This window comes from Arthrobacter sp. ISL-95 (assembly GCF_018613695.1).
In the GTDB taxonomy this organism is placed as follows: domain Bacteria; phylum Actinomycetota; class Actinomycetes; order Actinomycetales; family Micrococcaceae; genus Arthrobacter.
This window is the reverse complement of sequence record NZ_JAGGPR010000002.1, coordinates 146,887-160,497: the sequence shown is the minus strand read 5'-3', so window position 1 is coordinate 160,497 and position 13,611 is coordinate 146,887. Positions and strand designations below refer to the sequence as shown.

The window sequence follows — 13,611 nt, the reverse complement described above, 5'->3', positions numbered from 1 at the left end:
AGTGGCCAACTCGGCGGGGTCTTTTGTATTTGCCAGATCTAGAGGAGAAATCCGTGTCTACCACCAATAGCGCCACTGCGGCTTGGCTTACCCAGGAAGCTTTCGACCGCTTGCAGGCTGAGCTGGACCACCTTTCCGGCGCTGGCCGGGCGGAAATCGTCCAGAAGATCGAAGCTGCCCGCCAGGAAGGCGACCTCAAGGAAAACGGCGGATACCACGCCGCTAAGGAAGAGCAGGGCAAGATCGAGGCCCGCATCCGCCAGCTCACCGCACTCCTTCGCGATGCGCAGGTGGGCGAGGCTCCTGCCGACGACGGAATCGTTGAGCCCGGCATGCTGGTTGTAGCACGCATCGCCGGTGACGAAGAGACGTTCCTGCTGGGCTCCCGCGAAATCGCCGGAGATTCGGATCTCGACGTCTTCAGCGAAAAGTCACCCCTGGGTGCCGCAATCATCGGCCACAAGGAAGGCGACAGCCTGAGCTACGTCGCCCCCAACGGCAAGGAAATCCCGGTGGAGATCGTCTCCGCCAAGCCGTACGTCGCCTAAGCAGCGGCTCACCGGCCTGAACGCACGACGCCGGCCCACCCCATCGCGGGGCGGGCCGGCGTTTTTTCGTGTTCATACCCAACTGGGTCGCAGTTGAGGACGTTTGGAGCGTGCCAAACGACCTCAACTGCGACTTACTTGGGTCAGGGCGGGCTTGGGACGCAGCAGGATGGCAGCGATGACGCCGCCCACGGCCCCGCCGAGGTGTGCCTGCCAGGAGATGTAGCCCAATACCGTGGGCAGCACGCCGAAGAGGATGCTGCCGTACGCCATGAACAAGACCACGGAGAGCAGGATCTGCCACCAGTTGCGGTTGAAGAATCCCCGCACCAGCAGGAATGCGAAGAAACCGAAGACAAGTCCGGACGCCCCCACTGTTACTCCTCCCCCGCCGATCAGCCACACCGTAAGCCCTGATCCGAGCCAGCTGAAGGCCAACGCCGTGATGAACACCCGGAGACCGGCCAGGAACACCAGGAAGCCGAAGATGATCAACGGCAGGGTGTTGGACAGCAAGTGGTTCAGGTTTGCATGCAGCAACGGAAAGGTGAGGATGTCCAGCACACCGTCCGTGGAGCGGGGGCGCAGGCCAAAGGTTGAGTTGAGCCCGTGACGCATCAGGGTGTTGAGGATCTCGATGACGTAGAGCAGGATGACGAATCCGCCCATGAAGAGCAGTCCGCCTTTTGCCCGCCCGGCGAGCGATTCCTTGGCCTCTTCCTTTGAACCCTCAGGCATTCCAAGCACCATGGGCGCCCCCTCCCGTTAGTGCACCACGATCGGCTGGAAGCCCTCGGCCCGCAGTGCACCGAGAACCTGCTCGCCGTGTTCGTGGCCTTTGGTTTCCAGGTTGATGGTGATGGAGACGTCACCCATGCTGATGGAACCACCCAAACGCGTGTGGTCCAAGCCGGTGACGTTGGCATCGTTTTCGGCGATGATACGGGCGATGGTGGCCAACGAACCCGGCCGGTCGTCCAGCATCATGCGGACCGTCATGAAGCGGCCGGCAGCAGAAAGACCGCGCTGGATGACTTTGAGCATCAGCATGGGATCGATGTTGCCGCCGGACAGCACGACGGCGGTGTTCCCCGGGTTTTCGATTTTGCCGTCCATGAGCGCGGCTACTCCCACCGCACCGGCCGGCTCAACTACCATCTTGGCGCGCTCGAGGAGGAAGATCAGGGCCCGTGCGAGCGAGTCTTCGCTGACGGTAACAACATCGTCAACCAGTTCGCGGATGATGCTGAAGGGCAACTGTCCGGGACGCCCTACCGCGATGCCGTCAGCCATGGTGGTGACCTTCTTCAGCGGCACCAAGGCATCAGCAGCCAGCGAAGGGGGGTATGCAGCGGCGTTTTCCGCCTGCACGCCGATGACCCTGATCTCGCGGCCGAGCTCTTTGGCCCTGGCTTTGATGGCCACAGCTACACCGGCCAGCAGCCCACCGCCACCAACGCCCATGAGGATGGTGTCCACGTTGGGGATCTGGTCCAGGATTTCGAGCCCGATGGTGCCCTGTCCGGCAACAACGTCCACGTTGTCAAAGGGGTGGACAAACACCGCCCCTGTCTCGTTGGCGTAGCGCTGCGCTTCCGCCAGGGCCTCATCCACGTTGTGGCCGTGCAGGACGACTTCAGCGCCGTGGCTCCTGGTGGCGGCCAGCTTGGGCAGGGCCACGCCAAGGGGCATGTAGATGCGGGCGTTAATGCCCAGGCTCTTGGCAGCCACTGCCACACCTTGGGCGTGGTTACCGGCTGAGGCTGCCACTACGCCGCGCTTCTTTTCATCGTCCGTCAACCGGGCCATGCGCACGTAGGCGCCGCGAACCTTGAACGATCCTGCACGCTGCAGGTTCTCACACTTGAAAAAGACGTTGCCGCCCACGAGGCTGCCCAGCGCACGGGACGACTCCACAGGAGTCTTGGTAATAATGCCCTCGAGCAGCTCCTGCGCCTTGAGGACATCGTCCAGCGTGACGGGCAGGGTTTCGAGGGTATTCACTGACTATTCTCCTTTGTTGGTGTCGGCTTGAGGCTCCTCAACAGAGGTGCTCCCCGAAGCCTTGGTCTTGCCGGCAACGCCTTTGCCGAGGCGGGATTCGGGCCGTGGGAGGTGGACCTCCTTGAAGTTCGCGTCGCCGACCTTCCCCGCCGAAGCGGCAGCCGGCTGGAGTTCCACACCGCCCAATCCTTCATCATGTTCCCACGTCCGGCCCGCAATGTAGCGAACTGCCGTGTTTACTACGGCGAGCAGCGGGACCGCGAACAGGGCTCCTGGTATGCCGGCGAGGTAGGAACCCGCGGCAACTGAGAGGATCACGGCCACCGGATGCAGTGCCACGGCTTTGCCCATCACCAGGGGCTGGAGGATGTGGCTTTCAAGCTGCTGCACCACCAGGACGATTGCCAGCATGATCAGCGCGTTGATGGGCCCGTTGGCCACCAGGGCGAGCAGCACAGCGATGGCACCGGTAACCAAAGCACCCACCACCGGAATGAACGATCCGATGAATACCAGGACAGCCAAGGGAAGAGCCAAAGGAACCTGGATGATGGCCGCTCCGACGCCGATGCCCACGGCGTCCACAAACGCAACGAACATCTGAATCCGCACATAGCTGACCATGGATGTCCAGCCCCGACGCCCGGCGCCATCAGTGGCCCTCCGTGCGCTCTTGGGCAGCAGACGGACCATGAAGGCCCAGATCCGAGGGCCCTCCAGGAGGAAGAAGATGAGGATGAACAGTGCCAGGACAAGACCGGCGGCAAAGTGGCCGGCGGTGCTGCCGAAGGACAATGCGCCGCTGAGAATGCTGCTGCTGTTGTTCTGGAGCGCATCCGCGCCATCGGAAATGTACTGGTCAATCTGGTCCGCGGTCAGGTGCAACGGGCCATCAGCCAACCAGGTCTGGATCTGCTGGATGCCTGCCAGAGCCTCCTGCCACAGGGCACCGAAGCCCGTCACCAGTTGCCTGCCCACCAGTGCGAGGGCACCACCGATCACGCCAATGAAGGCCAGCACTGTGATGGCGACTGCTCCCCCGTTGGGAACCTTGCGATTGCGCAGCCACGCCACTACCGGGTGCAGCAGGCCAGCCAACAACGCAGCAACCATCACCGGGATAATGAGGAAGCTGACCTTGCCCAACAGCCAGACGAGGGCGCCGATCATGAGCAGGATCAAGCCTGCCCGCCAGGACCAGGCTGCGGCAATGCGCACCCCATAAGGGATGTCTTCGGCAATTTGGCGTTCAGAACGTGTTTTGGCGTCCGGTGTTGGCGTCATGAACCCATAATTCCGTAGGCCGCGCCGTATGGGAAACCGGCTCTCACTTCCGAGTCATTTCCAGGCGAACGAGCTAAAGCGATGCCGCGATCCCCCAGCCCATGGTGAACGCCTCGCCGGGCGCCAACCAGCGGAGAACATCACCGCTGTTGAAAGCGTTGGCCGGGCCCGTCATTGGTTCAAGGGCCACAGCCTTGGAACGGCCGGGGAAGGTGTCGGTAACGAAAACGTGGACGTACTTGCAGCTCTCATCCTGCTCAAGGCTCACGCTGCGGCCATCCGGTGCGGACAGGGTGTGGCGCGCCATTCCGCCGTCGAACGTCAGGTCAGTCAAGGCGACATCCACCAGCAAGCTGCCCACTCCGGCACCACCGGAGAAGTCGAACTCGCCGTCCACTGGGGAGGCGCTGCGCGGAATCAGGCGCTCGTCTGCCACCAACCGGGTTGCAGCCGGGACGGTCAGGACCAAGTCCTCGGGAGGCACGTCTCCGATGCGCAGGTACGGATGTGCGCCCAGGACGAAGGGGGCATTGCTCTGGGAATCGTTGATCAACGTCTGCGAGACCCGGAGATCAAGGTTCTGGTCCAGTTCGTAGCGCACACGATGCCGCACAAGGAACGGGTAGCCGTGCTGCGGGAAGACTGTGGCTTCGAGCGTCACGGAGAATTCGGATTCGTCCACCAGCGCGTACCCGGTGTTGCGCAACAGACCATGGCTGGCGTTGTTGCGTGAAGCCTCGGTGATGTCGAGTTGCTGTTTTTTGCCCTCCAAGTACCAGACGCCATCCTCTACCCGGTTGGCCCACGGCGCCAAGGTAATGCCGGTAGCACCGGGCGGAATCTGATCGTCGTCGTAGCTTTCAGTCAGCTGGACCCCTCCCCGGGAGTAAAGCCGCAGGCCGGCCGCAAGCTCGGTGATGACTGCGAGCGCGTCGTCTCTCCGAAGTTCAAACTGTCGCCCCGTGGCGAAACGGCGAGACTCGGACTGGTGGGAGGTATCGGCAGGCGACGGAGAGGCAGACATGGCAATACCGTACTTCATCTGCCCGCACCATCTTGGGCCGGATGTTAGCTTTTGTTTGAAACTATGCGTTTTTGGTCACTTATGAGATGATGTATTTATGAGCCGCATTACCAGCACCCGCCTCGCGGACAGCCGCGAGCTGATCTACTTTGACGACCCCGGAACGCCTGAACGGACACCGGATTCCTTGAAGGACCACCGCGAGCTTCCTGCCCGTGGTGAGCCGGGAGAGGTGCGCTATGACGCCCTGTCCGGTGACTGGGTAGCGGTTGCCGCCCATCGCCAAACGCGTACGCACCTTCCCCCCGCTGATCAGTGCCCCATCTGCCCAACCACAGCAGCGAACCCTTCGGAAATCCCGGCAGCGGATTATGACGTGGTGGTCTTCGAGAACCGATTCCCGTCATTGGGTCCGGCTGTGGGCGATATCCCTCCACTTCCTGCCCCGGGGCACTCCGGCCACAACCTCAAGGGCGCGGCATATGGCCGCTGCGAGGTTGTTGCCTTCACGCCGCAGCACACCGGCTCTTTCGCCGAACTGGGCGAAACGCGTGCGCGTACGGTCATCGAAGCGTGGGCTCAAAGGACTGAAACACTGAGCGCGCTGCCCGGCATCAGGCAGGTATTCCCGTTCGAGAACCGCGGTGCGGACATTGGAGTCACCCTGCACCATCCGCACGGCCAAATTTACGCGTACCCCTACGTGACTCCCCGCGCCGCCCAGTTGGGCGCGGTAGCCCGGAAGTACTACGACGACGTCGACGCCAAGGAAACGCTCGGTGCCTCGCTCCTCAAGGCTGAACGGGAGGACGGCAGCCGCATGGTCCTGGAGGCAAAGCACTTCAGCGCCTACGTTCCCTTCGCCGCGCGTTGGCCCTTGGAAGTCCATCTGGTGCCCCACCGTGGTGTCCCCGATCTTGCGGCACTGACGGGCGAAGAACGCGACGAGCTCTCGTATGTCTACCTTGACCTGCTGAAGCGGCTGGACGCCCTCTACCCCACCCCCATGCCATACATCTCGGCCTGGCACCAGGCCCCGTTGGACCCTGCCCTTCGCCCCGCGGGCCAGCTCCACCTGCAGCTGACGTCACCTCGCCGCGCTGCGGATAAGCTCAAGTATCTGGCCGGCTCCGAGGCCGCCATGGGGGCGTTCATCAACGACACCACGCCCGAAGCGGTGGCAGAGCGGCTGCGCAGCGTCGTCCTTGCACCTTCGAACAAGACCCTGGAAGGCACACGAGCATGAGCACCACCACCGAGACAGGCGTCCTCGCCGCCCACTTCCACGAAACGTTCGGCGCAGCTGCCGACGGCGTATGGCAGGCACCGGGACGCGTCAACTTGATCGGCGAACACACTGATTACAACGAGGGCTTTGTGCTGCCCTTCGCTATCGACAAAACAGCAAAGGTTGCCTTGCGCGTCCGCGACGACTCAAAGGTGCGCATGCTGTCCACTTTCGGGGGCCACGGCATAGTGGAAGCTGACCTCGCGGACTCGGACCCCGGATCCGGTGAGGGATGGTCCCGCTACCCCCTCGGCGTCGCCTGGGCGCTCGAGGAACGTGGCATCACGGTGCCGGGCTTTGATCTCCTGCTTGATTCCGATGTCCCCTCTGGAGCGGGCCTGTCCTCGTCACACGCCATCGAGTGCGCCGTCATCTCAGCCCTCAACGAGTTGACCGGCGCCGGGCTGGCTGCCGAGGATCTGGTGCTCGCAACCCAGCGCGCGGAGAACGTGTTCGTAGGCGCACCCACGGGCATCATGGACCAGTCGGCATCCTTGCGCGGCGCCAAGGGGCACGCCGTGTTCCTGGACTGCCGCGACCAACATGTGGAGCTGGTCCCGTTCGACGCAGAAGCGTCAGGCCTGGTCCTGTTGGTCATCGACACCAAGGTGTCGCATTCACACGCCGACGGCGGTTACGCCTCCCGCCGCGCGTCCTGCGAGTTGGGTGCCGAGATCCTTGGCGTCAAGGCACTGCGCGACGTCGGCGTGGAACGTCTGGAGGAAGCGTCAGGACTGCTGGACGAAACCACCCTCCGGCGGGTCCGTCACGTGGTCACGGAGAACGATCGGGTCCTCCAGACGGTGGAAACTCTGGCCTCCCAGGGCCCGGCCGCAATTGGTGCCTTGCTGGATGCCAGCCATGTTTCCATGCGCGACGACTTTGAGATCTCCTGCCCGGAACTCGACCTTGCTGTGGACACCTCCCGGGCCAGCGGCGCCATTGGTGCACGCATGACCGGCGGCGGCTTTGGCGGCTCAGCCATCGCACTGACACCGGTGGGTCAGGAACAGCAGGTGCGCGCCGCCGTCGTACGTTCCTTCGCGCAGGCGGGCTTCACCGCGCCGGACATCTTCACCGTCACCCCGGCCGCAGGAGCCCTCCGCCTGGCCTGACGCGTTTTCGTCTTCTTGTGCGAGCGCCCGGCGTCCTTATGGATGCCGGGCGTACCATGGGGCCATGACTGAGGCTGTCATCGTTGCTACTGCCAGAAGCCCTATTGGCCGGGCCTTCAAGGGTTCCCTCAAGGACGAACGTCCGGATGACCTGGCTACGGCCATGGTGCAGGCCGCCCTCGCAAAAGTTCCGGGCTTCGATCCCGGAGCGGAGGATGGGCAAGGGCTGGACGACATCCTGTTGGGCTGCGCAGAACCCAGTGGCGAGGCCGGATCCAATATGGCGCGCGTGGTGGCCGTCCTTGCCGGGCTGGACCGCGTGCCCGCAGCCACCATCAACCGGTTCTGTGCATCAAGCCTGCAAACCCTGCGGATGGCTTTCCATGCCATCACATCAGGGGAAGCCCACGCGATGGTCTCCGCGGGAGTGGAGAGTGTATCCAGGTACCAGAACTGGGCAGGGGCGGGCGAAACGGATTCTTCGAACCACAACCCGCTGTTCGAGGCAGCAGCCCAACGCACGGCAGCTCGCGCGGCGTCCAACATCCCCTGGACCGACCCGCGGCTTGGCGGCCGGCTTCCCGACATCTATATCTCGATGGGCCAGACTGCCGAGAATGTTGCCACCAGCTATGGAATCAGCCGGGCAGAGCAGGACGAATGGGCTGTCCTGAGCCAGAATCGCACCGAGGCCGCCATAGCTTCAGGGTTCTATGCCCGCGACATCACGCCGTACACACGCAAGGACGGCACTGTGGTGGACAAGGATGACTCACCCCGCGCAGGCGTGAGGCTCGAAGCAGTATCCGCCCTGCAGCCCGTCTTCCGTCCGGACGGAACCGTCACGGCCGGCAACGCATGCCCCCTTAACGACGGCGCCGCCGCAGTGGTTGTCATGAGTGATTCACGTGCCCGGGAACTGGGTCTGCAACCGCTGGCGCGGGTGGTTTCAACGGGCGTCAGCGCCCTCTCCCCTGAGCTCATGGGCATGGGGCCCGTAGAATCCACGCGACGGGCCTTAGCACTGGCCGGGTTGACCATGGACGACATTGACCTGGTGGAGCTCAATGAAGCTTTCGCCGTCCAGGTGGTGGCGAGCGCCCGCGAATTGGGGATCGACCCCGCAAAGCTCAACGTCCATGGTGGTGCCATTGCCCTGGGCCACCCCTTCGGCATGACCGGGGCCCGGATGACCAGCACGCTCCTCAACGGCCTCAAGGAACGCGACGGAACCCTGGGGCTGGCCACACTGTGTGTCGGCGGAGGCCAAGGAATGGCAGTGGTCTTGGAGCGCTTGAGCTAGCAGGTTTCTTGCCGCGAGGGGTTAGCTTTCACTCCTATAACTCTCCCTTACTGCCGGGATCTCACCCCTCAGAGACGCAAAAATGCCCCCCGAAGAATCTCCGGGGGGCATTGCGCGTCGACTTCTCCGTAAGAGTTAGTCGTCGCCTCGCAGGATTGCCAAAAGGCGGATGATTTCGACGTAGAGCCACACCAGGGTGACCGTCAGGCCAAATGCGGCAACCCAGGAGTAACGCTCCGGGGCGCCGGCGCGGACGCCTTGTTCGATGCTGGTGAAGTCCATGATTAGCGAGAACGCTGCCAGGCCGATGGCCAGGATGCCGATGAAGACACCCAGCGGGATGCCAAAGATTTCAACGCTGGTGCGGAGGCCGAAGGGCTCCTGCACGGCACCGGTCCACATCATCACCATGTTGATCAGAGCGAAGACCGCGTAACCGATGGTGGCAATCAAGAAGAAGCGCATCATCTTGGGGGTGGCGCGGACCTTGCCGCTCTTGAAGAGCACCAGGGTGACCCCGAAGACTGCCAGCGTACCGATGACAGCCTGGAGGCCGACGCCGGGGTACATGCCATCAAGGATGCGGGTGAGGCCACCGAGGAACAGGCCCTCAAGGCCGGCGTAGGCAAGGATCAGGGCCGGTGAAGGCTGCTTCTTGAAGGTGTTGACCAGCGCCAGGACGAATCCGCCCAGGGCACCGACAATCATCAACAGATTGGACAGGCCAGGGGCAACGAACAGGGTGACGCCGGCGCCGATGATGAGAACCACGAGGCAGGCGACGGTCTTCATGATGACGTCGTCGTACGTCATGCGGCCGGTGTCGGCCGGGCCTGCAGCGGGCTGGTTGTACATCTGCTGCAGTTGCTCGTTGGTCATGTTCTGCTGCTGGGCTGACCATGCTGCATGACCATCCATGACCGGGCTCGGCGCACGGCCGGGTACCTGGTTGAACTGCTGGCCATACGGGTTCTGCGGTACAGGCGGGGCCTGCTTTGCTCCACGGAAATTCTTTCCGTTGAAGACTGGGTTTCCGCCAAGTGCCATTGCGGGTGTCCTCCTGAAAAAGGGCTAGTGATAACTCACGGTACCAATTACCACGCGCGCGCGGCATGGAAAGTTCCCCTGTTCACCGAGACGAAACCCAACCGTGACAACAAGAAGGTCCACCGGGCGGAAAGGCGGTACCCGCTGGACTGAACTGGTCAGACCACGGGTACCGCCTTGGGCCTAGCCAACGCCGAGGTATGCCTCCTTGATGGCAGGATTCGCCAACAACTCCTTACCCGTGCCGCTGTGGGTGATGGATCCCGTCTCCAGAACGAAGCCACGGTGTGCTCGCGCCAAGGCCTGATTGGCGTTCTGCTCGACAAGAAGCACTGTGGTGCCCTGATTGTTGATTTCCGTGATGATCTTGAAGATCTGGCGGATGAACTGTGGGGCGAGCCCCATGGATGGCTCATCAAGCAGCAGCAACTTCGGATTGGACATGAGGGCACGGCCGATGGCGAGCATCTGCTGCTCGCCACCACTCATGGTGCCCCCGAACTGCTTGGTGCGCTCCTTGAGGCGCGGGAACAGGTCGAACACTCTGTCCAGGTCCTTGGTGACCCCGGACCTGTCCTTCCGCCCGTAGGAACCCATGTCCAGATTCTCCAGGACTGTCATGCCCGGAAAGATGCCGCGGCCCTCAGGGGCTTGGGAAATACCTTGGACCACGCGAATGTGGGCCCGCATTTTGGTGATGTCTTCTCCGGCAAAAGTGATCGTCCCCGAGGAAGCGTTCAGCAGGCCGGAGACGGTCTTCATAGTGGTGGTCTTGCCCGCGCCATTGGCCCCGATGAGGGAAACAATCTCTCCCTCTTCAACTTTGAACGACATGTCATGGATGGCCCGGATCCGCCCATAGTGCACGGAAACATTCTTCAACTCAAGCAACGTCATCTTCAGGCTCCCCAAGATAGGCGGAAATAACTTTCGGGTCATCCCGGATCACTTTGGGCACCGCATCCGCGATCTTCTTCCCGAATTCCAGAACCACGATCCGATCGGTAACTCCCATGACCAGTTTCATGTCGTGCTCAATCAGAAGCACGGTATAGCCGTCGTTCCGGATGGTGCGGATCAACGCCATCAGTTCCTCTTTTTCAGCCGGGTTGAAGCCCGCAGCGGGCTCATCCAGGCAAAGAACCTTGGGATCTGTGGCCAGTGCCCGGGCGATTTCCAGACGACGCTGGTAACCGTACGGCAGGTGACGGGAAAGGAAATGTGCATGATCGGCGATGCCCACAAATTCCAGCAAAGCCATTCCGCGCTCAACCGCTGTCTTCTCTTCCCGGGTGTGTGTCGGCAGGCGGAACAACGCACCGCCAACGCTGGTCTTGTGGCGGGCATCAAGTCCCACCACAACATTCTCCAGCGCCGTCATCTCACCAAAAAGGCGAATGTTCTGGAAGGTACGAGCCAATCCCCTTCGGGTGATCTTGTGCTGCGCGAGGCCGTTAAGGGGCTTTCCCTCAAGAAGTACTTTTCCGGACGTTGGTTTGTAAACGCCGGTCATTGCGTTGAAGCACGTGGTCTTACCGGCACCGTTAGGTCCGATCAGGCCGAGTATCTCTCCGCGGTTGATATCGAAGGAGACGTTGTCCAGTGCCGTCAGGCCACCGAATTTGATGGTCAGGTTCTGTACTTGGACCAGGGCATCTCCCACTTCCACCGAGATCTCCCGCTCGGGAGCTACCTTTTCGGCGACGTCGAGGTCCACACCCTGTTCCTTGAGCGCATCGATATCGATCTCCGGTTCGATGGCCTCACTCATCTCCGGCCCCCTTTCCTGTGTTGGGAGCAAGTTGGCCCGGAGCTGGTTTCTTTCCTGTAGCTTCCCTGAGCTTGTTGTAGGCAGTGCGGCCGTAGGCCAGGAGGCTCTGGCGCGCTGGCAGGATGCCGCCGGGCCGGAAGATCATGATGAGCACCAGGGCCGCGCCAAAGATCAGGTACTTGAACTCGGCGATGGCAGTGAACCTGAGCGGGATGTAAGCCACAAGTGATCCGCCAAGGACGGCCCCCACCTTGTTACCGGTACCGCCCATGACCACTGCGGCAAGGAAGAGAATGGAGGTTGCGATGTCGAACTTCTGGTTGTTCACAAATCCCACTTGACCTGCGAACAGCGCTCCTGACAATCCTCCGACAGAAGCACCGATCGCGAAGGCCCAGACCTTGTACTTAAACGTGGGCACGCCCATGATCTCGGCCGCATCCTCATCTTCACGGATGGCAATCCATGCCCGCCCGACGCGGCTGCGTTCCAAGTTACCTGCAGCGAGGAGGACCACGATGATGATGGTCAAGGTCAACCAGTACCACGGGGTTCCGTTGGAGTTAAGGAATATGGGCTGGCCCTCTGCGTCCGTTCCCGGTGGGTGTCCGACATTCTGAAAGCCCACCTGCCCTTTCATGGCAGGGATGATGGTGGCCAGGATCCGGACGATCTCGCCGAATCCGAGGGTGACAATAGCCAGGTAGTCGCCGCGAAGCCGGAGCGTCGGCACGCCCAGGAGCACGCCGAAGAACATGGTGATAGCCATGGCCAGCGGTAGCGTCCAAAGGTACGGAATGTGCAGATACGGTGAATCCGGACTGGTAAACATTGCCGCGGTGTAGGAACCAACGGCAAAAAAGGCTACATACCCCAGGTCCAGGAGGCCTGCATAGCCCACCACCACATTCAGACCAACTGCCACCAGTGCATATACCGACATCTGCGCGAGTGCGATCTGCCAGTTATTGCCCGGTTCAGTGGTGATGAAAGGAGGGTTCAGGATGGGCAGGAGGTAGGCGATGACCACGACGATGATCAGGAACAACCACTGCGTCTGGCGCGGCAGGGCATTCCATTTCTCCCCTAATCCCGGGAACCATCCCTTGCGGGGTTTTCCTTTGGCCTCCCGATCCGCCATGGCCTGGGCCGCGGCATCGTCCGGAATGAGTGTGGGGCCTTCCGTGGTGCTCATGCTTTGCTCTTTCCTAGCGAGCTACCCAAAATGCCTTCGGGTCGCACAATCAATACCAATACCAGGACCAGGAAGGCAACGACGTCCGTCCATTGCGAGCTTCCCAAAAGCACCTGGCCGTAGTTGCCAATCAAACCGATGAGGAGGCCGCCCAGCAGGGCACCCCGGACGTTGCCGATGCCGCCGAGCACTGCGGCCGCAAATGCCTTGACGCCCAGGATGAAACCTCCGCTGTATTGCACGCCCGAAGGAATCTTCATCACATAGAACAGCGCGGCGGCGCCGGCGAGGATTCCGCCGATGATGAAGGTGGTGATGATGATCTTCTCTTTGTTGACGCCCATCAACGTTGCCGTATCCGGATCCTGTGCCACGGCACGGATACCGCGGCCGGTACGGGACCGGCGGATGAACTGGTCCGTGGCGATCATCAGGATGACAGCGGCGACGATGATCACCAGCTGCTGGGAATCGATGATTGTTCCGAAAACATCGAAAATGGGTGTCGGCCGGAACATTGTCAGGGCAGCTTCCGGGCTCGGTCCACGCCACCAGTAGATGGTGTACTGGATGGCAAATGAAACACCGATTGCAGTAATCAGGAATGCAAGGCGGGGAGCCTTGCGCTTCCGCAGAGGTTTATAGGCCACCCGTTCCACAATGACCGCCATAAGGGCTGAGGCCACAATGGCCACGACCAGTGCGAGCACTAGGTTTCCCACTATGGCCCAGAAGGCGAGCCTCGGAGCTGATGGGCCAAAATTGAGGGCACTGAGGGTAAAGAAAACTCCGTAGCAACCAACAATAAATACTTCGGAGTGGGCAAAGTTAATGAGGTTCAATACGCCGTATACAAGCGTGTAACCAAGGGCAACCAAGGCGTAGATTGCCCCGAAGGTCAATCCGTCAAAAGTGGAATTCCAAAAGTTCTCGGCCAGTGAGTTCACGTCGAATGTAATCCACGTGTCGTCTGTCCTGACGGTGCTGATCAAACTAGGGATAACTGCAGTGATCATGGACACTTCCTGATGC

13 protein-coding genes are annotated in these 13,611 nt (G+C 61.6%); 4 read left to right on the top strand and 9 right to left on the bottom strand.

Annotation, left to right across the window (positions count from 1 at the left end; all coding sequences use genetic code 11):
• The first annotated feature begins 53 nt into the window (after positions 1 to 53).
• Complete coding sequence (gene greA / locus J7I86_RS01855; protein WP_026542824.1) at positions 54 to 548, top strand: transcription elongation factor GreA; 495 nt, start codon at positions 54 to 56, stop codon at positions 546 to 548.
• A 123-nt stretch (positions 549 to 671) separates the two neighbouring features.
• On the opposite strand, the gene J7I86_RS01850 is transcribed toward greA, so the two are convergent.
• The 4 genes from J7I86_RS01850 to J7I86_RS01835 form a co-directional block, all read right to left on the bottom strand.
• Complete coding sequence (locus J7I86_RS01850; RefSeq protein WP_214815079.1) at positions 672 to 1,298, bottom strand: rhomboid family intramembrane serine protease; 627 nt, start codon at positions 1,296 to 1,298, stop codon at positions 672 to 674.
• Between the two features lie 15 nt (positions 1,299 to 1,313).
• Positions 1,314 to 2,552 carry a threonine ammonia-lyase gene (gene ilvA / locus J7I86_RS01845; RefSeq protein ID WP_211713122.1) on the bottom strand — a complete coding sequence of 413 codons (1,239 nt, stop codon included), beginning with the start codon at positions 2,550 to 2,552 and terminating at the stop codon, positions 1,314 to 1,316.
• A gap of 3 nt (positions 2,553 to 2,555) precedes the next feature.
• Positions 2,556 to 3,836, bottom strand: coding sequence for an AI-2E family transporter (locus J7I86_RS01840; protein ID WP_214815078.1), 1,281 nt, complete (start codon positions 3,834 to 3,836; stop codon positions 2,556 to 2,558).
• A 73-nt stretch (positions 3,837 to 3,909) separates the two neighbouring features.
• Positions 3,910 to 4,860, bottom strand: a complete 951-nt coding sequence (locus J7I86_RS01835; RefSeq protein WP_286179173.1) for an aldose 1-epimerase family protein — start codon at positions 4,858 to 4,860, stop codon at positions 3,910 to 3,912.
• A 97-nt stretch (positions 4,861 to 4,957) separates the two neighbouring features.
• On the opposite strand from J7I86_RS01835, the gene galT reads away from it, so the two are divergent.
• From galT to J7I86_RS01820, 3 genes are all read left to right on the top strand, one after another.
• Positions 4,958 to 6,106 (top strand): galactose-1-phosphate uridylyltransferase, encoded by a 1,149-nt coding sequence (gene galT, locus J7I86_RS01830; RefSeq protein ID WP_214815076.1) that lies wholly within the window; start codon positions 4,958 to 4,960, stop codon positions 6,104 to 6,106.
• The gene (gene galK, locus J7I86_RS01825; RefSeq protein WP_214815075.1) at positions 6,103 to 7,263 is read left to right on the top strand and encodes a galactokinase; all 1,161 of its coding nucleotides are present in this window, start codon (positions 6,103 to 6,105) and stop codon (positions 7,261 to 7,263) included. Before galT ends, galK begins: the two co-directional genes overlap by 4 nt.
• 64 nt (positions 7,264 to 7,327) lie before the next feature.
• Positions 7,328 to 8,566, top strand: coding sequence for an acetyl-CoA C-acetyltransferase (locus tag J7I86_RS01820; RefSeq protein WP_214815074.1), 1,239 nt, complete (start codon positions 7,328 to 7,330; stop codon positions 8,564 to 8,566).
• Positions 8,567 to 8,701: 135 nt separating this feature from the next.
• Here the strand turns inward: J7I86_RS01820 and J7I86_RS01815 are convergent, their stop codons facing one another.
• From J7I86_RS01815 to J7I86_RS01795, 5 genes are all read right to left on the bottom strand, one after another.
• Positions 8,702 to 9,613, bottom strand: coding sequence for a Bax inhibitor-1/YccA family protein (locus tag J7I86_RS01815; RefSeq protein WP_214815073.1), 912 nt, complete (start codon positions 9,611 to 9,613; stop codon positions 8,702 to 8,704).
• Positions 9,614 to 9,796: 183 nt separating this feature from the next.
• Complete coding sequence (locus tag J7I86_RS01810) at positions 9,797 to 10,504, bottom strand: ABC transporter ATP-binding protein (RefSeq protein WP_396019852.1); 708 nt, start codon at positions 10,502 to 10,504, stop codon at positions 9,797 to 9,799.
• Positions 10,497 to 11,384 carry an ABC transporter ATP-binding protein gene (locus J7I86_RS01805; protein WP_214815071.1) on the bottom strand — a complete coding sequence of 296 codons (888 nt, stop codon included), beginning with the start codon at positions 11,382 to 11,384 and terminating at the stop codon, positions 10,497 to 10,499. The genes J7I86_RS01810 and J7I86_RS01805 overlap by 8 nt, the downstream gene beginning before the upstream one ends.
• Positions 11,377 to 12,579, bottom strand: a complete 1,203-nt coding sequence (locus J7I86_RS01800) for a branched-chain amino acid ABC transporter permease (RefSeq protein WP_214815070.1) — start codon at positions 12,577 to 12,579, stop codon at positions 11,377 to 11,379. The genes J7I86_RS01805 and J7I86_RS01800 overlap by 8 nt, the downstream gene beginning before the upstream one ends.
• Positions 12,576 to 13,595 (bottom strand): branched-chain amino acid ABC transporter permease, encoded by a 1,020-nt coding sequence (locus tag J7I86_RS01795; protein WP_214815069.1) that lies wholly within the window; start codon positions 13,593 to 13,595, stop codon positions 12,576 to 12,578. Before J7I86_RS01795 ends, J7I86_RS01800 begins: the two co-directional genes overlap by 4 nt.
• Between the last annotated feature and the right edge of the window lie 16 nt (positions 13,596 to 13,611).